The sequence below is a fragment of the Micromonospora sp. NPDC049497 genome, from assembly GCF_044465805.1.
Classification (GTDB): Bacteria; Actinomycetota; Actinomycetes; order Mycobacteriales; family Micromonosporaceae; genus Micromonospora.
The window spans coordinates 1-21,848 of sequence record NZ_JBITMC010000021.1 but is presented as its reverse complement, the minus strand read 5'-3'; the positions used below and the strand labels follow the sequence as shown (position 1 = coordinate 21,848).

Genomic DNA, 21,848 nt, shown 5'->3' with positions numbered 1-21,848 from the left:
CGGTCGCCACGCCGCGGCGCCGCCGGGCCGGAGCACCCGGGTTCGCCGGTAGCGTGGAGGCCATGACCGACCGGCAGCCCGCTGACCAGGTCTCCGCCGTGCCGGACCGGAGCACCCTGCGTCTGGCGCTGGTCGTCGGCGGGCTGGTGCTCGCCGTCCTGCTCGGTTTCGGCCTCGGCCGGATCAACGGTGGCCCGTCGACCGCCGCCGGCGCGGCGAGCGTCCCGGGCGACCACAGCCACCCGGCCGGCACCGGCGCCCACGAGCACGGTGGCGACCAGGGCGTGGCGGCGGAGACGCGGGGACTTTCGGTCAGCTCGGCGGGTTACACGCTGGCACCGGCCGGCGTGGAGTTCGCCCCCGGACGGCCGGGCGAGCTGCGGTTCCAGGTGCGGGACGCGCAGCGTCGGCCGGTCACCCGGTTCGCCGTCGTGCACGACAAGCCGATGCACCTCATCGTGGTCCGCCGCGACCTGACCGGCTACCAGCACCTGCACCCGACCATGGCGGCCGACGGCACCTGGTCGGTGCCGCTGACCCTGGCGGAGCCCGGCGTGTGGCGGGCGTACGCGGACTTCACCGCCCTGGCCGACGACGGTCGGCAGACGGCCGCCACGCTCGGGGTGGACCTGGTCGTGCCCGGCGGGTACGCCCCCCGGCGGCTCCCGGCGGCGGCCACCTCCGCGACGGTCGACGGGTTCACCGTCGCCCGCCGGGGCGATCCGGCGGCCGGCGTGTCGGCGCCGCTCACCTTCCGGTTCACCGCGTCCGACGGCGGTGCGGCGGCCCTGGAGCGGCACCTCGGCGCGTACGGGCACCTCGTCGCGCTGCGCGAGGGGGATCTCGGCTACCTGCACGTCCACCCCGAGCCGGAACTGGTGGACGGTACGCCGACGTTCTGGGTGACCACGCCCGCCACCGGGCGGTACCGGCTCTACCTGGACTTCAAGGTCGGCGGAGTGGTGCGGACCGCCGAGTTCACCGTCGACGTGCCCTGAACGGGACGGGCCCGGTCGGGCGGCTCAGCCCACCCGGCGGATCGGCCGGCGGGCCAGGTAGCGCAGCAGATCGCGGATGTGATGCTTCTCCTCGGCCGGCACGGTGGGGTCGGCGAGCCGTTGCAGGATCACCCGGACGTCGGCCTCGACCGGGCCGTCGTCCGCGCGGCGGCGCGGCGCGGGCCCGGCGTCGGGCAGACCGAGCGCGCGGAACGCGGCCGCGACCGGCAGGTCGAGCGCGGCGCAGAAGCCCCGCACCTTGGCGAGTTCCGGGTAGTCCTGCCAGTCGCCGGCGAGCCAGCGGAACACGGTGGAGCGACCGACCCCGGTGTGGGACGCCAGGTCGGTGACCGTCCAGCCGCGTTCCTCGCGGGCGTCGTCGATCGCGCGCCGCACGAAGCGTGCGAACGCCACCTGCGGCGATACCTCTGACGAAGCCATTCCAGCGGGTCGTCCCTCCCGACCGGCACCCGGTGGTGCGCATCGTCGAGGGTAGTACGGGGTATCACGGAAGCAATTGACTGATCGACCAGACCGTCCCGTCGGCGGGACCGGCCGGTGGATCAATGCCGCGAAGCGGCACGGGACCACTTGATCATTGTCATTCCTCAACTAAAATCGACGCTTCGTCACCCATCGAACACATTTTGACCGCGCCGGACCGCCGACGGGAACGGCCGCAGCACGAGGAGCAGCATGGCCGCCCCCGACCGTCCAATGCCGCACCGCCCGGGTGCGGTGAGTCTCTTCTTCGTGGCGAAGGCCGGCGTCTTCGCCGCCGGCTTCTGGATCTGGCTGCTCGTCCTGGCGGTTCGCGGCGACACCGCCACCGGCCTGCACCTGCTGGCCGCCACCGGCGCGATCACCACCACGCTCGTCGCCGTGGTGCTCGGTGCCCGGATGGCGCTGCAACGCAACGCGGCCGAGCGGCACGCCGAGTTCAAGCGACTGCTCGTGGACATCTCCTGGAATGCCTTCGCCGCCGCCGGCAACGCCGAGAGCACCGGAAAGGTGGTGCCGTTCCCGTCCGTGCCGTCGGACTCCGAGCGGCCGCTGACCGGCGGGCGCACGCGGAACAACGGGGACCGACGCCGCTGATCAGGCGGTCAGCAGCGCCTGCAGACGCGGGGTGATGCGCCACTGGTCGACCAGGGCCTCGTACTCGGCCCGCTGCGCGGGTGTCGGGTCCGCGCCGGTGCGTCGGGCCCGGATCAACAGGTTGCGGGGTGTGTGCCGCGAGTCGACGAACTCGACCACCTCGGCCCGGTAGCCGTGCAGCCGGAGCTGCCCGGCCCGCAGCGCGTCGGTGAGGACGTCCGCGAAGCGCTCCCGCAGGATGCCCTGCCGGGTCAGCAGCTCGTACGGCGCCGGGGCCGGTCGCGCCCGCAGTTGGGCCGCCACGTCGTGGTGGCAGCACGGTGCGGCCAGCACCCAGCGCGCCTGCCAGCGCACGGCCCGGGCCAGGGCCTCGTCGGTGGCCGTGTCGCAGGCGTGCAGCGCCAGCACCAGGTCGGGGGCGGGCTCGACGACCGCCTCGGCGATCGTGCCGGCCACGAAGCGCACCCGGTCGCCCCAGCCGAGGCGTTCGGCCAGCTCGGTGTTGCGCTGCCGCTGGTCCTCCCGGACGTCCACACCGACCAGCTCGACGTCGAGTCCGCGCTGGGCCAGCCACCGGTACGCGGCGAACGTCAGGTACGCGTTGCCGCAGCCCAGATCCACCACCCGGAGCGGGCCGGTCAGCTCCTCGGGGAGGGTGGCCGCGAGGGCGCGCAGGAACGCGTCGACCTGCCGCCGTTTCGCCGCCGACCCGCCGATCTCCACGAAGATCGGGTCGCCGGGATCGAGCAGCCAGTCCTTGGCGCGGTCGTGCCCGGTGGGCTCCGGCGCGGGACGGCTCACGGCGGCGCGGTGCACCTGCGCCTCGCCCGACTTGGTGACCCGGAGCTGGAGTGTGGCGTCGGCCGTCTCGACGTGCCAGTTGCCGAACGGCTCGGCCAGCAGCGCGTCCACGGCGGCGCCCGCCTCGGGACCGGGTGCGACGTTGCGGGTGTACGGCCGGGCGCCGTCGGAGGTGGAGATCTGCAGACGGGGACCGGCCTTGAGGGTGACCGGCCGCAGTTCGGCCCGGACCACCGAGGGGCGCTGTCCCCGCCGTCGCCCGGCGCCCACCGCCCGTGTCAGCGCGGGATCGAGCAGCAACGCCCGCACCTCGGCCAGCGCGCCCTCCAACGACTCCGGCACCGCTCCACCCTCCTTGCTGGTCCGCGCACCCGTCACGCGAGCCGCGTGGTCGTCCCTGACAGCCCGTCCGCAGCGAACGTCCCCCGCTCCGGGACCGGGGCGGGGGACGTTCGTGGTCGGTCGATCAGTCGACGCTGGTCGCCTCGGCCGGCGTACCGGCGGCGGAGCCACCGCCACCACGACGGCGCCGGCGGCGGCGGGGCTTCGTGGCCTCGCCCTCGACGGCGGTCGGGGCGTCGCCGGCCTCAGCCGTGATCACCGCGGTCGGCTCGCCCGCGACCGTCTCGCCGGCCCGACGGCGCCGGCGGCGGCGCGGGGTACGTGCATCCTCCTCGCCCTCGGCGACGGCGGGCGCCTCGGCGGCGTCCGGCCCGGTGGCGGGGTTGTCGGTGCCCCGGCCCCGGCGGCGCTCACGGCCGCCAGCGTCGCCGCGACCGTCCCGACCCTCACCGCGCCGGGTGCCGCGGCCCTCGCCGCGCCGCGAACGGCCACCCAGGTCCTCCTCGACCTCGGCGGCGAGGCCGGCGCGGGTGCGCTCGGCCGTCGGCAGGGTGCCCGAGATGTCGGTGGAGATGCCCAGGTCGGTGTAGAGGTGCGCGGACGTGTGGTACGTCTCCGGCGGCTCCGGCATGTCCAGGCCGAGCGTCTTGTCGATGATCCGCCAGCGGGGCATGTCGTCCCAGTCGACGAAGGTCACCGCGACACCGGTCGCCCCGGCCCGGCCGGTACGACCGATCCGGTGGGTGTAGGTGTCCTGGTCCTCGGGGCAGTCGTAGTTGATGACGTGGGTGACGCCGGTGACGTCGATGCCACGCGCGGCCACGTCGGTGGCGACCAGCGTGTCGATCTTGCCGGCCCGGAATGCGCGCAGCGCCCGCTCCCGTGCGCCCTGGCCGAGGTCACCGTGGACGGCGGCGACCGCGAAACCGCGGAAGTCGAGGTCCTCGGCGACCCGGTCGGCCGCCCGCTTGGTCCGGGTGAAGATCATGGTCAGCCCGCGCCCCTCGGCCTGGAGGATCCGCGCCACGATCTCGATCTTGTTCATCGAGTGGGTGCGGTACGCCAGCTGCTGGGTCTGCGGCGACGGACCGGTCTCGGCCGTGTGCCCGGCGTGGATGGTCACCGGACGGCGCAGGAAGCGCCGGGACAGCGTGACGATCGGGTCCGGCATGGTGGCCGAGAACAGCATCGTCTGCCGGTCCTCCGGCAGCATCGCGAGGATCTTCTCGACGTCGTCGAGGAAGCCCAGGTCGAGCATGCGGTCGGCCTCGTCGAGGACCAGCGCGCGCACTCGGTCGAGTCGCAGGTGCTTCTGCTTCTGCAGGTCCATCAGCCGGCCCGGGGTGCCGACGAGGATCTCCACGCCCTTGCGCAGCGCGTCGATCTGCGGCTCGTACGCCACGCCGCCGTAGATCGGCAGCACGCGCACGCCGCGGGTGCGGCCCGCGGCCTGGAGGTCCTTGGCGACCTGGATGCCCAGCTCGCGGGTCGGGACCACGACGAGCGCCTGCGGCACGCCGTCGCTGCCCTCGGCGGGCGCGAACACCCGCTCCAGCAGCGGTACGCCGAAACCGAGGGTCTTGCCGGTGCCGGTGGGGGCCTGGCCGATCAGGTCGGTGCCGCGCAGCGCGATCGGCAGCGCGTACTCCTGGATGGCGAAGGCCCGGGTGATGCCGGACGCGGCCAGCGCGTCGACGGTCTCCTGACGTGCGCCCAGCTCGGCGAACGTGGGCGCCTCCGGTCGTACCGGAGCGGTGGGGGCCAGTTCCTGGCCGTCCATGAGATCTTGGGTCAGCTCGCTCATATGGATTTGGGGGTGCCCTCTCGTGGGTGCGCCCCTTTAGTCCTCAGGGCGCTGTTCGGGTATGGCGCGGGCCACACGGTCGGCGGCAGACTGCCGGGCCGGACCGGGCCGCACGCGCGCCGTGGGGGAACGTCGACCGGATCGAACGTCGGTCGGTGCCCACGGCAACTGCTCCAGTCTACCTGAACCGGCCGGTCACCGTCCTGATTCCGGATGGCGGTCCGCGTCCAGGGCCGATCGGTGTGACCTGGGCCACGTGCCACGCCCGGGAAGGTCGGGCGGTAACCTGCCCAGATGTCCGCCTCCACCCCGTCCGACCACACCGCCGACATTCCGCCCGAACGTGCCGTCGTGGACCTGCTCGGCCTGGTGGCCCTCGGCGAACTGCTGGCCTTCGAACGGATGGCCGCCGACGCCCGGCTCGCCCCCGACCTGCGCCGGCGGGCCGCGCTCGGCGAGATGGCGGCCGCCGAGATCGCCAACTACCGCCGGCTGGCCGACCGGCTCGCCGCGCTGGGCGTACTGCCCGACGACGCGATGGCGCCGTACGTCGCGCCACTGCAGGCGTTCCACGACTCGACCGAGCCGAGGGACTGGGCCGAGGCGGTGACCAAGGCGTACGTCGGGGACGGGATCACCGACGACTTCATCCGGGCGATCGCCGGCGCCCTCACCGAACCGGACCGCCGGCTCGTCCTCGACGTGCTGCACGAGTCCCGGTACGCCGACTTCGCCGCCGCCGAGATCCGCCTCGCCATCGAGACGGACCCCCGGGTCGCCAACCGGCTCTCGATGTGGGCCCGGCGGCTGGTCGGCGAGGCGCTGTCCCAGGCCGGCCGGGTGGCGTCCGCCGACCTCGGGGCACTCACCGCGCTGATCGCGCGGGACGAGCAGGCGGACGTGGCGGGGCTGTTCCGACGGCTGACCGCGGCGCACACCGCGCGGATGGGCGCCGTCGGCCTCAACAACTGACCCAGGCTCCCGACGGCGGTGGTGGCTGCGGCCACCACCGCCGTCGGGAGCGCGGAACGTCAGCGGACGGTGAAACCGACCGCGCGCGGGGACGCCTCGGCGATCTCCACGTACGCGACCTTGTCGACCGGCACGATGATCCGCCGGCCCTTCTCGTCGGTGAGGGAGAGCGTCCCGCTGTTGTTGGCGAAGGCGTCGGTCACGGCCTGCTCGATCTCGGCCGGCGACTGCGCGCTCTCCAGAACCAGCTCGCGCGGCGCGTACTGCACGCCGATCTTGACCTCCACGGTGCCTCCTCAACTGGGGCGAATGAGCCGCCGTGCGAAGGCTATCCGATCACACCGGTGGCGGTCAGGCTGACTCACCTTGCAGCGGGAAGCTCGCGATGCCCCGCCACGAGAGCGCCGCGACGAGCGCCTCGGCCTCCGCCTTGGGCACCTGCCGTCCACCGGCCAGCCAGAACTGCGCGGCCGTCTCCGCCGCGCCGACCAGCCCGGAGGCGAGCAGCTCGGCGTGCGCCCGGCTGACGCCGGTGTCCGAGATGATGGTGTCGGTTATCGCCGCGATGCAGCCCTGCTCGACCCGCTCGACGCGCTGCCGCACCGCCGGGTCGTTGCGCAGGTCGGACTCGAAGACGAGACGGAAGGCCTCGCTCTCGTGGTCGACGAAGTCGAAGTACGCCCGTACCGAGGCACCGACGCGCTCCTTGTTGTCGATGGTCCCGCGCATCGCGTCGTGCACCTTCGCCACGATCGCGTCGCAGTGCGTGTCGAGCAGCGCCAGGTAGAGCTCCATCTTGCCCGGGAAGTGCTGGTAGAGCACGGGCTTGGAGACCCCGGCCCGCTCGGCGATGTCGTCCATCGCGGCAGCGTGGTAACCCTGCGCGACGAACACCTCCTGCGCCGCTGCGAGCAACTGCTTGCGGCGGGCGGAACGGGGCAGGCGGGTGGGCCGGCCGGCAGTGTGTGCACCGTTCCCCACAGCGGTCATGGGAACCTCCGAGTTTCGTCGTACGAGCCGGCATTTCACCCGTACCGGTCGGGGCTTGTAGCCCGTCGCGGAATTGGCCCGCCGCTGTAACTTATCGCCACTGTCACCACACGGTAGCCTCAGCGGGGGCGACCAAGGAGCGCGCGGTGAGTGAAGCAGGGCAACCCGGAGCCGCCACCCCGGGAGAGCACGGTGACGGGACGGGTCCGCACGACGACCTGGCCCGTTCCGGCGACGGGTGGGCGCCCCCGGCGACCGGTTGGCCCCGGCTCGGGGACCGGCCACCGTCGCGGGAGCCGGCGTCCCCCTGGCGTACACCGGATCCGCACCCGGGATGGGCCGCCTCATCGTCACGGCACGGTGACCTGCCGTCACCGCTGCCCGCTGTTCCGGGCGACCCCGAGCCCCCGGTCCGGGTCAACGGCCACCGCACCAACGGCGTCCCGCGGCCCGGCGCTGACGTGCCGGCCGGGCGACCCGCACCGGTGAGCGCGCCGCCCGGCCCCTTCGACGAGTCGCACCGCGACACCGACGGCGATCGACTGGTGGTGCCGGCGCAGCGCCCCGCGACCGACGCCGAGCAGTCCCCACCGGGTGGCGACACCGAGTCCGGCCCGGCGCGGCACACCTCCGACGAGCGGCCGTTGCGGCCCCGTTGGGCCGAGCCCGGCCTGCCGACGTCCGCGCCCCCCGCCGTGCAGGTTCCGCCGGTCGGCACCGCCGCCAGCGGGTTCGAGGTGCCGCCGGGGTTCCACGCGCCGACGGTCGACCGGTCCTCGCCGGCGGAGCCGCCCGTCGGCGACGAGGCGCGGTGGAACGATCCGTACGCCCCGCCGCCCGCCGCCCCCTACCCGCCGGCGCCCGAGGCCCGCGCCTTCCCACCCGCCGTCGAGCTGCCCACCGCCGACCGCCCGAGCACGGACCGCACGGGCGCTGCCGACCGGTCCTACGCCGACCGTTTCGCCCCCGACCGGTCCTTCCCGACCGACCTCGACCGGCCGAGGGCCGCCGACCGGACGGGCGGTCCCGAGCCGACGGCCGGTGACCTTCCGACGGCTGGCGCCTACCCGGCCAGCGGGTCCGGCGGAGCTCAGCGGGCACGCGACTGGTCCGGCGTCAGCGTCGAGCGGGGCCGGCCCCGGGACGACGCGGAGGCCGTGCCCGGTCGGACGCCGAACCGGGAGTCCGGTGCCGACCGGCCGGCGTTCCCGCCCGCCGACGAGCGACCCGGCGGGACCGAGCCGGACTGGTCCGGTCCCAACTGGAACCGGCCGAGCTGGGGCAACGCCTGGGCGCCGCCCTGGGCCCGCGAGGAGCCCGAGCCGCCCGCCCGCACCCGTGACGAGCCGGCCGGGCGCGGCGTCCGTGCCGAGCCCGAGCCCGTCGCGCGCGGCGTCCGCGAGGAGCCGGAGTCCGCCGGGCGCGGCGTCCGCGAGGAGCCGGAGTCCGCCGGGCGCGACGCCCGCGAGGAGCCGAAGCCCACGTGGGCGACCGAACCGGGCCGGCCGTACGAGCCGGTACGCACCGAGTCAGCCCGTCCCTACCAGGAACTGCGTGCCGAGCCGACCCGTCGGTACGAGCCTGCCCGGTCCGAGCCCGCGCCCCGCCCGGCGTACGAGCCGGCCGCCGCGCCCGTCGAGCGGCCGTCCCCGACCGACCGGCCCGCGTGGGCCCTCGGACGGCCGGCGAGCGCGCCACCGGCCCCGTCCGCACCTGAGGCGCCGCCGTCCGGTCCCGGCACCACCGAGGGCGAAACGACGGCCGGCGCCACCCGACCCTTTCGGCTCCGTCCGGTCAGCGGGGTCCCCGCCCCCGCCGCCCCCGAGCCGCCGGCCGACCCACCGGCCCCCACCGCCCCCGCGACCGCCCCCGCCACCAGCGTGGCCGGTAGCCGTGACACCCCCTTCGCGCCCGCCCCGACGAGCGCACCCCCCTACGCGGCCCGCCGATCTGCCCCGGACCCGGTGCCCCCGGCCGGGCCGGTCGACGGCGACAACCTGCCGGACGGTACGTCGGCGGTCCTGCCGCAGCGCGTCCCCGCCCAACCGGACGTGCCCGTAGTGCCGGAGCCGCCAGCCGTGGAGCCACCCGCCGAAACCCCGGAACTCGCCCGGATCGCCAAGCACCTGCGCCGCGAGGACGAGCCGGCGCCGCTGCGCGAGCGCCCGGAGGGCTTCGACGTCGACGCGATCCTCGCCGCCGTGCGGGGCGTGGCCGGTGTCCGTGACGCGGAACTGCGCCGTACCCCCGCCGGTGCGCACAGCCTGCGGTTGGACCTCTCCGACGGTGCCGACCCGGCCGAGGTGAGCCGCCAGGTCGCCCGCCTGCTCCAGGAGCGGATGGGGTTGGCCGCGGCTCCCCGCAACGTGCCCGGTCTGCCGACCGCGCCGGTGCGCCGACGCTCCGCCGACCCACAGACCCCCGAGGCCCGCTCGCAGGCCCCCGAGGCCCGGTCGTCGACGCCCCGAGAGGTCGCCGCGCCCCCGGTGCCGGGGAGCCGGACGCCCGGCGGCCGGCCGGAGACCCTGCCGGCGCGTGCCGAGCAGCGGGAGGTCTCCGCCCCCGACACGCCGCGTCGTCGCCGGCAGGCTTCCGGCCCGCACCGCGGCAGGGCCAGCGTGGAGGAGCCGGGCTCGGTTTCGGCCGCCCCTGCGGGTACGCCGCCCGGCAGCCCGGCGACGCTCGGTACGTCGTACTCCGGTGGGCAGGTGACCACGACGGAGACCGCGCCCTCCCGCCCGCTGGACACCGGTGGCGCGCCGGGGCCCCGGGTGGTGATCGACCACGTCCAGGTCAGCACCTTCGGGCTCGACGCCACCGTGGAGATCCGCCTGATCGCCGGCGGGCGCACCGCCGCCGGTCACTCCACCGGGCCGGCGGTCGACGGCTACGTGCTGCGGCTCTGCGCGGTCGCCGCCGCGGCGGCCGTGGACGAGTTGCTGCGCGGCGCGGAACCGGACTCCGACCGGGGCCGGTGTTTCGTCGAGCACGCCGCGGTGGTGTCGTTCGGCAACTGTGAGGTGGCCACGGTGGTCGTGCTGCTGGTGTGCGACGGCTGGGTCGAGCAGCTCGCCGGCTCGGCGTTGGTCGCCGGCGACCCCCGACAGGCCGTGGTACGGGCCACCCTCGCGGCGGTCAACCGTCGGCTGGAGGCGCTGCTGGCCTGACGGTGGTGCCGGTCACGGGGCGGGCGCCCCGTGCCGCGCTGCCGGGCCGCGTCGCTTTGGGCAGACTGGAACGATGAAGCGCGCCACCCTCTGGCCGGAGCACCTCCTCCCGGAGCACTCCGTCCCACCACCCTGGCCGGGCCGGGCGGTACGTCTCGACGGCACGGTGACGTACGTGCGGGACACGCCGGCCACGGCCGCCGGCGCGGAGCCGGCGCTCTACGTGCACGGGCTCGGTGGCTCCTCGCAGAACTGGACCGACCTGGCCGGCCTCCTCGCGGACCGGTTGGACGGTCAGGCCATCGACCTGCCGGGGTTCGGCCGCAGCGAACCGGGCCGCCGCTACACGATCCCCGCCTTCGCCGAGCGGGTCATCCGCTGGATCGAGTACTCCGACCGGGGACCGGTGCACCTGTTCGGCAACTCGCTGGGCGGGGCGATCGCGGTGCACGTGGCCGGGGTTCGGCCGGACCTCGTCCGGACGCTGACGCTGGTCTCGCCGGCCCTGCCGTTCCTGGACTTCCGGCGGTCGTTGCAGGGCCGGATGCTGCCGCTGCTGGCGATCCCCCGGGGCGAGCGGCTGGCCGCCTGGCGGCTGGCCCAGCTGGAGCCGGAGCTGATGGCGCAGCAGGTGATGGAGGCGTGCGTCGCCGATCTCAGCCGGATCAGCGAGCAGCGCCGGCAGGAGGCGCTGGAGGAGATCCGGGTGCGGTACGAGGCCGCGCACTACGCCGCCGCGTACGTCCGCACGTTCCGGGGTCTGGTCTCCAGTTTCCTGCGGTCGTACCTGCCCGGGTCGGGGTCGCTGTGGCGGCTGGCCGCCTCGATCCAGGCCCCGACCCTGGTGGTGGGCGGGCGGCACGACCGGCTGGTGGACGTCCGGGTGGCGCCGCAGACCGCCCGCGTGATCCCGGACAGCCGCCTGATGATGCTCGACGGCGTCGGCCACGTCGCCCAGTTGGAGGTGCCGCGCCTGGTCGCCCGCGCCGTGCTGGGCCTGCTCACCGAAACGGGGGACCCCGCGAAGCGGCCTGACATGGCAGGCTGAGCGCGATGCCCACGTACCGCCGCCGTACCGACGACCCGACCCTCGGCCACCGATCGCACGTTCGGGGTGACGGCACCGGACGAGCCGCCGCGCGGGCCTCCGTCCCCTCCCCACGGACCGCCCCGCCGACCGGTGTAGCTGCGGACCGCCGGTCGGCCGGTTCGGAGCACGGGCGTCACCGGCGTACCGGTCGAGGGAAACGGCGCATCGTCGAGCTGGCCGTGCTGGTCCTGGCGATCGGTGCGGCGGTGGCCGTGATCACCGACCGGCGCGGCGCGCAGGTCGGGGCCGAGGTGTTGGCGACCGGGCCGGAGGCGCCGGCGCTGGAGCCGGTGACACCGGCGGTGGAGCCGTCGGTGGCCCCCTCGCTGACGGCCGCGCCGTCCGCGTCGACGCCTCCCGTGCTGCTGATGCCGGGGCCGGTGCCGTCGGCGGGGGAGGGCACGTTCTCCTACGACGACCGGGTGGGTCCGGTGCTGGGCGAGGCGGGCGCGTTGCGTCCGTACCGGGTGGCGGTCGAGGTGGGCGCGGACGAGGACGTCGCCGATTTCGCCTCGGCCGTCACGGTGGCGCTCACCGGGCCCGGGAGCTGGGTGGACAGCGGCCGGGTGCGGTTGCGGCAGGTCGGGCCCGGTGCGACCGCCGACTTCACGGTCTACCTCGCGACGGCCCGTACGGCGGCTCGGATGTGCGCGGCAGGGGGTGTCGACATCCGGATCGGCGGTCGGCCGTACACGTCGTGCCGGGCTCCCGGCAAGGTCATCGTCAACCTGGACCGGTGGCGGCGGTCGGTGCCGCACTACGTCGAGGCGAAGGTGCCACTGTCGGTCTACCGGACGTACGTGGTGAACCACGAGGTGGGCCACCAGTTGGGCAACCGGCACGAGCGCTGCCCGGGGGCGGGCCGACCGGCGCCGGTCATGATGCAGCAGACGCTGTTCCTCAACGGATGTGTGGCCAACCCGTGGCCGTACCGGAATGGGCGCCGCTACGCCGGTCCACCGCTCTGAAACACCCACTTTTGCGGGTGTAAGCGGGGAATGCCCGATTGATCTGCCAGGCTGGGTCCATGACGTCGTCGTCCCCTTACGACCCGCCTGATCCGTCCGCCGGCCCCGCCCGCGCCGATCCGACGGGCCGTACCCCGCTGGTCCCGAGGCTGAGCGCGGTCCGCGTGCGTCGCCGTCGCCGCGGTGCCGTCGGACTCGTTCTGGCCCTCGCGCTGGCCGCGACCGCCGGGGTCACCCTGGCCCGGGCGGGTGACGACGGGACGGTGCGGCGCGGGACGGGGGGCGCCGGAGCCGCCGTGCCCGCCCGGTACCCGCACACCGGCGGGGGCGGCTTCACCACGGCGGCCGGGGACAGCCCGGTGCACGGCGTGGACGGGCCGCTGTGGCGCTACCGGGTCGCGGTGGAGGCGGGCACCGGTCAGGATGCCGGCGCCTTCGCCGCCACCGTCGACGCCGTCCTGGCCGATCCGCGCGGCTGGACCGCCACCGGGGAGCTCCGGGTGCAGCGCGTGTCCGACGCCGACGCCGCCGACTTCACCGTCTACCTCGCGACGCCGGGCACCTCCGAGCAGATGTGCGCCGAGGGCGGGTTGAGCACCGAGGGCTACACCTCCTGCCGGCTCCCCGGGCAGGTCGTCCTCAACCTGGCCCGGTGGATGGAGGCGGTACCGGACTACGGCGCGCCGCTCGCGGTCTACCGGGAGTACGTGGTGAACCACGAGGTCGGGCACGAGTTCGGCGAGGGGCACGAGGCCTGTCCCGGCCCGGGAGAGCCCGCGCCGGTCATGCAGCAGCAGACGTACGGCCTGGACGGCTGCGAGGCGAACGCCTGGCCCTTCGTCGACGGCAGCCGGTACGGGGGCGAGCCGGTCGACGGCGTGTAGGGGCGGGTGTCGGAGGGGTCCCGGAGCGCGCCACCGTTATTCCCGCTCCCGGAGTGCGGACGACGTGTCCCTCCTCATGGCCGCAGGTGCGGCCGGCGAGTGACAATGGCTCGGTTCGCCATCAGCCGATCCCGGGGAGTCCACCGTGTCGCTGCCCCCGCTCGTCGAGCCCGCCGCCGAGCTGACCGTTGACGAGATCCGCCGCTACTCGCGCCACCTGATCATCCCGGATGTCGGGGTCGAGGGGCAGAAGCGGCTGAAGAACGCCCGGGTGCTCTGCGTCGGTGCCGGTGGCCTCGGCTCGCCGGCCCTGATGTATCTCGCCGCCGCCGGGGTGGGCACCCTCGGCATCATCGACTTCGACACCGTCGACGAGTCCAACCTCCAGCGCCAGATCATCCACGGCGTCTCCGACGTCGGCCGGTCCAAGGCCGAGTCCGCCGCCGCCTCGATCCGCGAGATCAACCCGCTGGTCAACGTGGAGATCCACAACACCGCGCTGGACCGGGAGAACGTCCGGGACATCTTCTCCCGGTACGACCTGATCGTCGACGGCACCGACAACTTCGCCACCCGGTACATGGTCAACGACGCCGCGGTGCTGCTCGGCAAGCCGTACGTCTGGGGGTCGATCTACCGGTTCGACGGCCAGGCGTCGGTGTTCTGGGCCGAGCACGGCCCGTGCTACCGCTGCCTCTACCCGGAGCCCCCGCCGCCCGGCATGGTCCCCTCCTGCGCCGAGGGCGGCGTCCTGGGCGTGCTGTGCGCCTCCATCGGCTCGATCCAGGTCAACGAGGCGATCAAGCTGCTCGCCGGCATCGGTGAGCCGCTGGTCGGCCGGCTGATGGTCTACGACGCCCTGGAGATGTCCTACCGCAAGATCAAGGTGCGCAAGGACCCGAACTGCGTGCTCTGCGGCGAGAACCCCACGGTCACCGACCTGCTGGAGGACTACGAGGACTTCTGCGGCGCCGTGTCGGTGGAGGCCCAGGAGGCGGTGGTCGACGCGACCATCACCGCGCTGGAGCTGAAGGAGTGGCAGGACGCCGGCAAGGACGTCTTCCTGGTCGACGTCCGGGAGCCGGCCGAGTACGAGATCGTCCGCATCCCCGGCTCGACCCTCATCCCCAAGGGCGAGTTCATTTCCGGCGATGCGCTGTCGAAGCTGCCGCAGGACAAGCAGATCGTGCTGCACTGCAAGTCGGGCGTCCGCTCCGCCGAGGCGCTCGCCGCGCTGAAGACCGCCGGCTTCCGGGACGCGGTCCACGTCCAGGGCGGCGTGCTGTCCTGGATCAAGCAGATCGACCCCTCCCTCCCCGCGTACTGAGCTGTAAGGACGAATGAGCCGGGGGCGCTCCGGCGCAGCAGGCGCCGCCGGCTTGTTCGCAAGGGCCCCTTCTTAACGCCTGGCGTAGAGGAGGGGCCCCTTCTTAACGCCTCGGCCGGTCCGGTACCCGATTCAGCGAAGCGGGATCGCATTTCCGCCGGTAGCGTGTCCGCCGTGGTGGACATGGACGCCGCGATCGGGTTCGTCGTGGCACACGGAGACGCGGTGGACCGTGCGCGGCTCTCCCGGCTGCGCAGCGGCACGGCTCCGGCGCCGGACCTGCTCGACGTGGCCGAGGGCGGTCAGACGCCGGACGGCGGCTGGCCCGCGTACCTCGACGGGCCGGTGGCGTCGGTGGACGCCACCTGCTTCCGGCTGGCGGAGCTGGACGACCTGGGTGCGCTCGGCCGGCCCGCGGCCCGGCGGGCACTGGACTGGCTGGCCTCCCGACAGCTTCCCGACGGCGGCTGGCACGAGGACGCCGCCCTGGCCGAGACCGCGCCGGAGTGGGCGCGGCCGGGCGATCCGGAGGCCGGCTTCTACCTGACCGCCAACGCCGGCTTCTGGCTGACCGTCGCCGGCCTCGACGCCCGGGCCGCCGGGCCGCTGGACCACCGGGTGGGTGGGGTGTACGCGGGCGTCGTGCACGCCGCCGCGCAGTCCCTCGTGGCCCGGCTCAACCCGGACGGCAGTTGGCCGTCCTTCCTCGCCGCCGGCTGGCTGAGCGCGGCGGTCCTGCACCGGCAGCACATGTTCCAGGAGTCGGCCCGCATCCAGGTCGCGCTGGCCGAGCGGGTCGCGGACATGTCCCCGGGCGACGTGGCCTGGCTGGCCGCCACCCTGCGCCGCGTCGAGGTCGAGGAGAACGACTGGGTGGTGGTGCGGGCCCGCCGCCGGCTCACCGAGACGCAGCGCAGCGACGGCGGCTGGGAGAGCGACGACGGGCACCAGTTCGACGTGCACACCACCCTCGCCGCGATCCGCGGCTGCCGCTGACCGTTCCCGCACCTCAGGCGCGCAGGTGCCCGTCGCCGGTGACCACGTACTTCGTGCTGGTCAGTTCCGGCAGCCCCATCGGGCCCCGGGCGTGCAGCTTCTGCGTGGAGATGCCGATCTCCGCGCCGAAACCGAACTCGCCGCCGTCGGTGAACCGGGTCGACGCGTTCACCATCACCGCCGCCGCATCCACGCGGGCCACGAACTCCCGCGCCGCCGCCTGCGAGTCGGTGACGATCGCCTCGGTGTGCCCGGTGCCGTACCGGCGGATGTGCGCGACCGCCGCGTCCAGCGAGTCCACGACGGTGACCGCGATGTCCGCCGACAGGTACTCGGTGGCGAAGTCCTCGTCCGTCGCGGGCACCACCGCGTCCGAGAACCGGGCGACCTCCTCAGAGCCGTGCACGGTCACCCCGGCCTCGGCGAACGCGGCGAGCATCGGGGGCAGGAAGGCGTCCGCGGCGGCGGCGTGCACCAGCAGCGACTCCGCCGTGTTGCAGGTGGAGAGCCGCTGGGTCTTGGCGTTCAGCGTGATCGCGACGGCCCTGGACACGTCGGCGGCGGCGTCGACGTAGACGTGGCAGTTGCCCACGCCAGTCTCGATCACCGGCACGGTGGACTCCTCCACCACGGTCCGGATCAGCGACGCGCCGCCGCGTGGGATCAGCACGTCCACCAGGCCCCGGGCCCGCATCAGCTCCTTCACCGAGTCGCGGGAGGTGGCGTCGAGGAGTTGCACGGCGTCGGCCGGCAGGCCCGCGTCGGCGACGGCGTCGCGGAGCACCGCGACCAGCGCGGCGTTGGAGTGGGCCGCCGACGAGGAGCCGCGCAGCAGCGCCGCGTTGCCCGACTTCAGGCAGATGCCGGCGGCGTCCACGGTCACGTTCGGCCGGGCCTCGTAGATGATGCCGACCACGCCGAACGGCACCCGTACCTGGCGCAGTTCCAGCCCGTTGGGCAGCGTCGAGCCCCGGACCACCTCGCCCACCGGGTCGGGCAGCGCGGCCATCTGCCGCAGCGCGTCGGCGATGCCCGCCACGCGCCCCGCGTCGAGGGCGAGCCGGTCCAGGACGGCCGCGCTCAGTCCGGCCTCGCGACCCGCCGCCAGGTCCGTCGCGTTCGCGGCCAGGATCTCCGGCGTACGCGCCACCAGCGCGTCGGCCATCGCGACCAGCGCGGCGTCCTTGGCCGTACGCGTGGCGACCGCCAGCGTCTCCGCCGCCACCCGAGCCCGGCGCGCCTGCTCGACGACACTCATCGTGCACTCCTCGAAGTGTTAGGAAGGGGCCCTTGTACAACGCCAGGCGTTAAGAAGGGGCCCTTGCTTACAGCAACACCAGGTCGTCGCGGTGGACGACCTCCCGTTCGTACGCCGGGCCGAGCGCCGCGGCGAGTTCACCTGTGGAGCGGCCCAGCAGTCCGGGCAGCTCCACCGCGTCGTAGTTGACCAGCCCCCGGGCGACCGGTGCGCCCTCGGCGTCGACCAGGTCGACCGGGTCCCCGGCGGTGAACGCGCCGTCGACGGCGGTGATGCCGGCCGGCAGCAGCGACTTGCGCCGGCCGACCACGGCCGCGACCGCGCCCGGGTCGAGGTGCAGCCGCCCGCGGGGCGAGGTGGCGTGGGCCAGCCAGAAGAGCCGGGCGGCCGGGCGTTGCCGGCTGGGGTGGAAGAGGGTGCCGACCGGCTCGCCGGCCAGGGCGGGGGCGGCCATCGGCGCGGCGGTGAGCACCACCGGGATGCCGAAGCCGGTGGCGATCCGGGCGGCCTCCACCTTGGTGACCATGCCGCCGGTGCCGACGCCGGCGCGGCCGGCCCCGCCGATGTCGATGCCGGCCAGGTCGCCCTCGCCGCGTACCTCGGTGATCCGGGTGGCGCCGGGCCGCGTCGGGTCGCCGGTCCAGAGGGCGTCGACGTCGGAGAGCAGCACCAGCAGGTCGGCGTCGACGAGCGCGGCGACCAGGGCGGCGAGCCGGTCGTTGTCGCCGAACCGGATCTCCTCGGTGGCGACCGTGTCGTTCTCGTTGACGATCGGCACCGCGCGCAGGTCGAGCAGCTTGCGCAGCGTCCGGTACGCGTTGCGGTAGTGCGCCCGCCGGGTCACGTCGTCGACGGTGAGCAGGACCTGCCCGACGGTGAGCCGGTGCCGGGCGAAGGCGGTCGCGTACCGGCCGATCAGCAGGCCCTGCCCGACGCTGGCGGCGGCCTGCTGGGTGGCCAGGTCGCGCGGACGCCGGGGGAGCCCGAGCGGGGCGAGGCCGGCCGCGATAGCGCCGGACGAGACCAGCACGACCTCCCGGCCGCCGGCGGCGAGCGCGCCGAGGGTGTCCACGAGCGCGTCGACCCGCCCGTCGTCCAGACCGCCGGTGGCGGTGGTCAACGACGAGGATCCGATCTTGACGACGACCCGCCGGGCCGTCGTGACCATGTCGCGCACCTGCCCATTCTGCGTGGTCGGTCCCGCGCCGCCCGGCCGCGTTCCCATATCGTGGCGCGTCGTGGGACCTGAGGAGTACGTCGAGGCGGTGCTGGAGCTGGTCGAGCGGATCCCGCCGGGCCGGGTGATGTCGTACGGGGCGGTCGCCGACGCGCTGGCCGACCGGTCCGGGCGGGCGTCCGCCCGGCTGGTCGGCTCGATCATGGCGCGGCACGGGGGCGGGGTGCCCTGGCACCGGGTGGTGACCTCGTCCGGCCGGCTGCCGCCGGGGCACGAGCGGGAGGCCCGCGCCCGGCTGCTCGCCGAGGGCACCCCGCTGCGCGGTCCCGGGGTGGACATGCGCAGGGCGAGCTGGCTCCCCGAAGAGGGGATGTGACCGGCGCCATAACGTGAGTAACATTCGGGCCCATGGACGCGCCGCCGGCTGGAACCGGCTCGCCCGCCGTCGGCACGCCGCCCAGGACCGTGGGCCCGGCTGCCGACCGCCTGCCGCGCGGGGTCCACGCGGGCTACGCGCTCGGATCGCTGGCCACCGGCGCGTTCGGCACCGTGCCGGGGCTGTTGCTGCTGCCGTACCTGACCGACACCCTCGGCGTCGCCGCCGGCGTGGCCGCCCTGCTGGTACTGCTGCCCAAGGCGTGGGACGTGCTGGTGAACCCGGTCGCCGGGCGGATCTCCGACCGCACCCGCTCGCGCCGGGGCGCCCGCCGGCCGTACCTGCTCGGCGCCGGCCTGGCCCTGGCCGTGCTCTTCGCGGCCATCTTCGCCGCACCGTTCGGCACCGGTCCGGCCGCCGGCGCGTACGTGGCGCTGGCCTTCCTCGCCACGGCCACCGCGTTCGCGTTCTTCCAGGTCCCGTACGTGGCGATGCCGGCGGAGCTGACCGGCGACTACGCCGAACGTACGCGGATGATGACCTGGCGGATCGCGGTGCTGGCGCTGGCGATCCTGGTCTCCGGCGCGGTGGCCCCGCTGGTTCGCGACGCGGGCGGCGGTGGCGTGCCGGGGCACCGGTGGATGGGGTTGTTCGTGGCCGGGCTGATCGTGCTCGGTGCCGTCGGCGCCTACCTGGGCACCCGCTCGGCACCGACCGGCACGGTGGGGGAGAGTGAGCCGACGCTGCGCGCCCAGCTGCGGGTGGCGGGTCGCAACCGGCCGTTCCGGGCACTGCTGCTGTGCTTCGTGGTGCAGTCCGCCGGGGTGGCGACCATCCTCGCCGGAGTCGACTACTTCGCGACCCAGATCCTCCGGAACCCGGACGGCGGGCCGACCGTCCTCTTCGTCTGCTTCGTCGCGCCGGCCCTGCTGGTGATGCCGTTGTGGAGCCGGGTCGGCCGGCGGTACGGCAAGCTCGCCGGCCTGGTCGCCGCGTCGCTGATCTTCGCGGTGGGTGCGTTGGCCCTGGTCGCCGCTCCGATCCTGCCGGCCGTCGCGGTCTACCTGCTGGTGGCGCTGATCGGCGTCGGGTACGCCGGCCAGCAGGTCTTCGCCCTGGCCATGCTGCCGGACTGCATCGCGTACGACACGGCGCGCACGGGCCGGCGGCAGGCGGGCGTCTTCACCGGACTGTGGACGGCGGGGGAGACGTTCGGTCTCGCCCTCGGGCCGGGTCTGTTCGGGCTGATGCTCCAGCTGACCGGCTACGTTTCCTCGGACACCGGCGAGGCGGCGACCCAGTCCGGGACCGCCCGCCTCGGCATCCTCCTCGGCTTCACCGTCCTTCCCGCCCTCCTGGTCGGCGCGGCGGTCCTCCTGCTCCGCCCGTACGACCTGACCCCGGCCCGCCTGGCGGGCGCGCATCCGCACGGAAGGGGCACCACCACTTCATGACCGACGACGAGACGAGCGCGCTGCCCGTGCACGGGGTGCCCGCCGACGAGGTGCTCGCGGAGGTACGGGCCCTGCGGGAGCGGGACCGGCCGACGCACGGCGGGCGGCTGTTCGCGTACGTGTACGACCCGGCGGTGCCGGGGCTGGACGACCTCACCGCCGCCGCGCACGGGGCGAGCGCGCACGTCAACGGGCTGGACCCCACGGCGTTCCCGTCCCTGCTGGCGATGGAGAACGCGCTGGTCGGCGCCGCCGCCCGGCTGCTCGGCGGCGGTCCCGGCACCGCCGCGCCGGACGTCGTCGGCAGTGTCACCAGCGGCGGCACCGAATCGCTGATCCTGGCCGTGAAGGCCGCCCGGGACGCGCACCCGGAGATCACCGCGCCCCGCATCGTGGTGCCCGCCAGCGCCCACGCGGCGTTCGCCAAGGCGGGGCACTACCTGCGGGTGGCGGTGGACACCGTGCCCGTGTCCGCGGACACGCTGCGCCCCGACCCGGCCGACGTGGCCGCCGCGATCGGCCCGGACACCGTGCTGGTCGCCTGCTCCGCACCCTCGTACGCGCACGGCGTGGTCGACCCCGTCGCGCCGATCGCCGAGGCGGCCGCCGCCGCCGGGGTGCGCTGCCACGTGGACGCCTGCTTCGGCGGCTGGGCCCTGCCCTGGCTGCGCCGCCTGGGCGAGCCGGTCCCGCCGTTCGACTTCGCCGTACCGGGGGTCACCTCGATCTCGGTGGACCTGCACAAGTACGCGTACGCGCCGAAGGGCGTCTCGGTCCTGCTGCACCGCGACCCGGCGAGACGAGCCCCGCAGTACTTCGCGTACGCGGACTGGCCCGGGTACACGATGGTCAACCCGGTGATCGCCTCCACCCGCTCCGGCGGGCCGATCGCCGCCGCGTACGCCACCCTGCGCCACCTCGGCGAGGACGGCTACCTGCGGTTGGCGGCGGCGACCCGGGACGCGGTGGCCGGGCTGGCCGACGCCGTGCGGGCGACCCCCGGCCTGCGGCTGATGGCCGAGCCCGAGTCGACCGTGGTCTGCTTCACCGCGACCGGGGACGGCCCGGACCTCTTCGTGCTCGTCGACGAGCTGGCCGCCCGGGGCTGGCACACCCAGGCGCAGCTCTCCTACGCCGACCTGCCGCCGAGCGTGCACCTCACGGTCACCGCGTCGGTCGCGCCACAGGTGGCCCGGTTCGGCCCGGACCTGGCCGAGGCCGTCGCCGCCACCCGGGCGGCCGGACCGGTCCGGCTCCCGGAGGAACTGCGCGCCCTCGCCGCTTCGCTGACCCCCGAGTCACTCACCCCGGACCTGGTCGCCGGGCTGGCCGCCGGCCTCGGCCTCGGCGGCGGGGCGTCGGCCGATGCTGAGGCGGCGGGCGCCGAGGGGCCGGTCGGGCGGATGTCGGTGGTCAACACCCTGCTCGACAACGTGTCGCCGGCGCTGCGGGAGCGCCTGCTCGTCGAGTTCGTCGGGCTGCTCCAGCGCCCCGCCTGGTCCACGCACTGACGGCACCGTCCGTACGGGGACGGGGCAGTGCCGTGGACGGATTTCCGAGACAATGCACGAGCCGCACGGGGCGGGCAAGAGGCATTTACGCACATTTATGTAACTAAACGGCGGTTTTGTCGAATTATCCGTCTTCCTAGGCTCATCTCATCGATTCCTACTCACGGGGAGAGCAGAGATGAGCGTTCGGAAGACGATGGCGGCCGGTGCGCTGGCCCTGGTCGGGCTGGCCCTCGGTCTCGGCGGCGTGGCCGCGACGGTCTCGGCGATCGGTCCCGGCCCCGGCGCCCCGAGCCCGATCGGTCCCGGCCCGGGCGTGGCGGTGGCGATCGGCCCCGGCCCCGGCGCCCCGAGCCCGATCGGTCCCGGCCCGGGCGCGCCCCAGGCCTGATCGGTTCCGGCCCTTCGGTAGCCGAGGTGTGAACGGCGCTGCCGGTGCGGACCGGCGGCGTCACTGTCGAAACTGGTGCCCGGTGCGCTGCAGGCGTGCCGGGCACCAGCGTGTCGGCCGCCGGGCCCGGGTCGCGACCCGGGCCCGGCCGCCCCCCCGCCGGGGGGGGGGGGGTGGGGGGGGGCCGGGGCCACCGGGGCCCCCCCCCGCCCCGGGGGTGGCTGGGGGATCGGGGGGCCGGCGA

Annotated in this window: 20 protein-coding genes; 13 read left to right on the top strand and 7 right to left on the bottom strand. The window is 74.9% G+C overall.

Translation table 11 applies throughout. From position 1 onward, the window contains the following. Positions 1-62: 62 nt before the first annotated feature. The gene (locus ACIBR0_RS24210; protein ID WP_396719289.1) at positions 63-998 is read left to right on the top strand and encodes a hypothetical protein; all 936 of its coding nucleotides are present in this window, start codon (positions 63-65) and stop codon (positions 996-998) included. A 24-nt stretch (positions 999-1,022) separates the two neighbouring features. Here ACIBR0_RS24210 and ACIBR0_RS24205 read toward each other — a convergent pair whose 3' ends face one another. Continuing rightward, complete coding sequence (locus ACIBR0_RS24205) at positions 1,023-1,439, bottom strand: helix-turn-helix domain-containing protein (protein ID WP_357035641.1); 417 nt, start codon at positions 1,437-1,439, stop codon at positions 1,023-1,025. Positions 1,440-1,694: 255 nt separating this feature from the next. Here ACIBR0_RS24205 and ACIBR0_RS24200 point away from each other — a divergent pair, with 255 nt between their 5' ends. Beyond that, positions 1,695-2,096, top strand: a complete 402-nt coding sequence (locus ACIBR0_RS24200; RefSeq protein WP_396719287.1) for a hypothetical protein — start codon at positions 1,695-1,697, stop codon at positions 2,094-2,096. On the opposite strand, the gene ACIBR0_RS24195 is transcribed toward ACIBR0_RS24200, so the two are convergent. Both ACIBR0_RS24195 and ACIBR0_RS24190 read right to left on the bottom strand, forming a co-directional pair. Beyond that, positions 2,097-3,239 carry a class I SAM-dependent methyltransferase gene (locus ACIBR0_RS24195; RefSeq protein WP_396719393.1) on the bottom strand — a complete coding sequence of 381 codons (1,143 nt, stop codon included), beginning with the start codon at positions 3,237-3,239 and terminating at the stop codon, positions 2,097-2,099. It abuts the gene before it with no gap. 124 nt (positions 3,240-3,363) lie between these two features. Next, complete coding sequence (locus tag ACIBR0_RS24190; RefSeq protein ID WP_396719285.1) at positions 3,364-5,043, bottom strand: DEAD/DEAH box helicase; 1,680 nt, start codon at positions 5,041-5,043, stop codon at positions 3,364-3,366. Between the two features lie 294 nt (positions 5,044-5,337). Here ACIBR0_RS24190 and ACIBR0_RS24185 point away from each other — a divergent pair, with 294 nt between their 5' ends. Beyond that, complete coding sequence (locus tag ACIBR0_RS24185) at positions 5,338-6,015, top strand: ferritin-like fold-containing protein (protein ID WP_396719283.1); 678 nt, start codon at positions 5,338-5,340, stop codon at positions 6,013-6,015. A gap of 59 nt (positions 6,016-6,074) precedes the next feature. Here the strand turns inward: ACIBR0_RS24185 and ACIBR0_RS24180 are convergent, their stop codons facing one another. Beyond that, positions 6,075-6,302, bottom strand: a complete 228-nt coding sequence (locus ACIBR0_RS24180; protein ID WP_357039937.1) for a DUF3107 domain-containing protein — start codon at positions 6,300-6,302, stop codon at positions 6,075-6,077. Between the two features lie 64 nt (positions 6,303-6,366). Next, on the bottom strand, positions 6,367-7,005 hold the full coding sequence (locus ACIBR0_RS24175; RefSeq protein ID WP_357039934.1) for a TetR/AcrR family transcriptional regulator: 639 nt from the start codon (positions 7,003-7,005) through the stop codon (positions 6,367-6,369). Between the two features lie 1,157 nt (positions 7,006-8,162). Between ACIBR0_RS24175 and ACIBR0_RS24170 the strand changes: the two genes are divergently transcribed. From ACIBR0_RS24170 to ACIBR0_RS24145, 6 genes are all read left to right on the top strand, one after another. After that, positions 8,163-10,172, top strand: coding sequence for a hypothetical protein (locus tag ACIBR0_RS24170; protein WP_396719391.1), 2,010 nt, complete (start codon positions 8,163-8,165; stop codon positions 10,170-10,172). A 73-nt stretch (positions 10,173-10,245) separates the two neighbouring features. Continuing rightward, positions 10,246-11,220, top strand: coding sequence for an alpha/beta hydrolase (locus tag ACIBR0_RS24165; RefSeq protein ID WP_357040878.1), 975 nt, complete (start codon positions 10,246-10,248; stop codon positions 11,218-11,220). A gap of 5 nt (positions 11,221-11,225) precedes the next feature. Further along, positions 11,226-12,230, top strand: a complete 1,005-nt coding sequence (locus ACIBR0_RS24160) for a DUF3152 domain-containing protein (RefSeq protein WP_396719280.1) — start codon at positions 11,226-11,228, stop codon at positions 12,228-12,230. 59 nt (positions 12,231-12,289) lie between these two features. After that, positions 12,290-13,114, top strand: a complete 825-nt coding sequence (locus tag ACIBR0_RS24155) for a DUF3152 domain-containing protein (RefSeq protein WP_396719278.1) — start codon at positions 12,290-12,292, stop codon at positions 13,112-13,114. A gap of 145 nt (positions 13,115-13,259) precedes the next feature. After that, positions 13,260-14,441, top strand: coding sequence for an adenylyltransferase/sulfurtransferase MoeZ (moeZ, locus tag ACIBR0_RS24150; RefSeq protein WP_396719276.1), 1,182 nt, complete (start codon positions 13,260-13,262; stop codon positions 14,439-14,441). 183 nt (positions 14,442-14,624) lie between these two features. After that, complete coding sequence (locus ACIBR0_RS24145; protein ID WP_396719389.1) at positions 14,625-15,437, top strand: prenyltransferase/squalene oxidase repeat-containing protein; 813 nt, start codon at positions 14,625-14,627, stop codon at positions 15,435-15,437. Positions 15,438-15,450: 13 nt separating this feature from the next. Here ACIBR0_RS24145 and ACIBR0_RS24140 read toward each other — a convergent pair whose 3' ends face one another. Continuing rightward, complete coding sequence (locus tag ACIBR0_RS24140) at positions 15,451-16,695, bottom strand: glutamate-5-semialdehyde dehydrogenase (RefSeq protein WP_396719274.1); 1,245 nt, start codon at positions 16,693-16,695, stop codon at positions 15,451-15,453. Positions 16,696-16,762: 67 nt separating this feature from the next. Beyond that, positions 16,763-17,920: a glutamate 5-kinase gene (gene proB, locus ACIBR0_RS24135; protein ID WP_396719272.1), complete on the bottom strand. Its 1,158-nt coding sequence runs from the start codon at positions 17,918-17,920 to the stop codon at positions 16,763-16,765. Between the two features lie 13 nt (positions 17,921-17,933). Here proB and ACIBR0_RS24130 point away from each other — a divergent pair, with 13 nt between their 5' ends. From ACIBR0_RS24130 to ACIBR0_RS24115, 4 genes are all read left to right on the top strand, one after another. Then, a complete protein-coding gene (locus tag ACIBR0_RS24130; protein WP_396719270.1) occupies positions 17,934-18,248 on the top strand; it encodes an MGMT family protein in 315 nt (104 codons plus the stop codon). A 32-nt stretch (positions 18,249-18,280) separates the two neighbouring features. Beyond that, the gene (locus ACIBR0_RS24125; protein ID WP_396719268.1) at positions 18,281-19,702 is read left to right on the top strand and encodes an MFS transporter; all 1,422 of its coding nucleotides are present in this window, start codon (positions 18,281-18,283) and stop codon (positions 19,700-19,702) included. Continuing rightward, positions 19,699-21,213, top strand: coding sequence for a pyridoxal phosphate-dependent decarboxylase family protein (locus ACIBR0_RS24120; RefSeq protein ID WP_396719266.1), 1,515 nt, complete (start codon positions 19,699-19,701; stop codon positions 21,211-21,213). The genes ACIBR0_RS24125 and ACIBR0_RS24120 overlap by 4 nt, the downstream gene beginning before the upstream one ends. A 178-nt stretch (positions 21,214-21,391) precedes the next feature. Then, positions 21,392-21,604, top strand: coding sequence for a hypothetical protein (locus tag ACIBR0_RS24115; protein WP_396719264.1), 213 nt, complete (start codon positions 21,392-21,394; stop codon positions 21,602-21,604). Positions 21,605-21,848: the final 244 nt, after the last annotated feature.

What these genes read in the sequence shown, in the direction of transcription:
- ACIBR0_RS24210 (WP_396719289.1), top strand. Translation starts at nt 63, where the DNA reads ATGACCGACCGGCAGCCCGCTGACCAGGTCTCCGCCGTGCCGGACCGG.
- ACIBR0_RS24205 (WP_357035641.1), bottom strand. Translation starts at nt 1,439, where the DNA reads ATGGCTTCGTCAGAGGTATCGCCGCAGGTGGCGTTCGCACGCTTCGTG.
- ACIBR0_RS24200 (WP_396719287.1), top strand. Translation starts at nt 1,695, where the DNA reads ATGGCCGCCCCCGACCGTCCAATGCCGCACCGCCCGGGTGCGGTGAGT.
- ACIBR0_RS24190 (WP_396719285.1), bottom strand. Translation starts at nt 5,043, where the DNA reads ATGAGCGAGCTGACCCAAGATCTCATGGACGGCCAGGAACTGGCCCCC.
- ACIBR0_RS24185 (WP_396719283.1), top strand. Translation starts at nt 5,338, where the DNA reads ATGTCCGCCTCCACCCCGTCCGACCACACCGCCGACATTCCGCCCGAA.
- ACIBR0_RS24175 (WP_357039934.1), bottom strand. Translation starts at nt 7,005, where the DNA reads ATGACCGCTGTGGGGAACGGTGCACACACTGCCGGCCGGCCCACCCGC.
- ACIBR0_RS24165 (WP_357040878.1), top strand. Translation starts at nt 10,246, where the DNA reads ATGAAGCGCGCCACCCTCTGGCCGGAGCACCTCCTCCCGGAGCACTCC.
- ACIBR0_RS24160 (WP_396719280.1), top strand. Translation starts at nt 11,226, where the DNA reads ATGCCCACGTACCGCCGCCGTACCGACGACCCGACCCTCGGCCACCGA.
- ACIBR0_RS24155 (WP_396719278.1), top strand. Translation starts at nt 12,290, where the DNA reads ATGACGTCGTCGTCCCCTTACGACCCGCCTGATCCGTCCGCCGGCCCC.
- ACIBR0_RS24145 (WP_396719389.1), top strand. Translation starts at nt 14,625, where the DNA reads ATGGACGCCGCGATCGGGTTCGTCGTGGCACACGGAGACGCGGTGGAC.
- ACIBR0_RS24140 (WP_396719274.1), bottom strand. Translation starts at nt 16,695, where the DNA reads ATGAGTGTCGTCGAGCAGGCGCGCCGGGCTCGGGTGGCGGCGGAGACG.
- proB (WP_396719272.1), bottom strand. Translation starts at nt 17,920, where the DNA reads ATGGGAACGCGGCCGGGCGGCGCGGGACCGACCACGCAGAATGGGCAG.
- ACIBR0_RS24125 (WP_396719268.1), top strand. Translation starts at nt 18,281, where the DNA reads ATGGACGCGCCGCCGGCTGGAACCGGCTCGCCCGCCGTCGGCACGCCG.
- ACIBR0_RS24120 (WP_396719266.1), top strand. Translation starts at nt 19,699, where the DNA reads ATGACCGACGACGAGACGAGCGCGCTGCCCGTGCACGGGGTGCCCGCC.
- ACIBR0_RS24115 (WP_396719264.1), top strand. Translation starts at nt 21,392, where the DNA reads ATGAGCGTTCGGAAGACGATGGCGGCCGGTGCGCTGGCCCTGGTCGGG.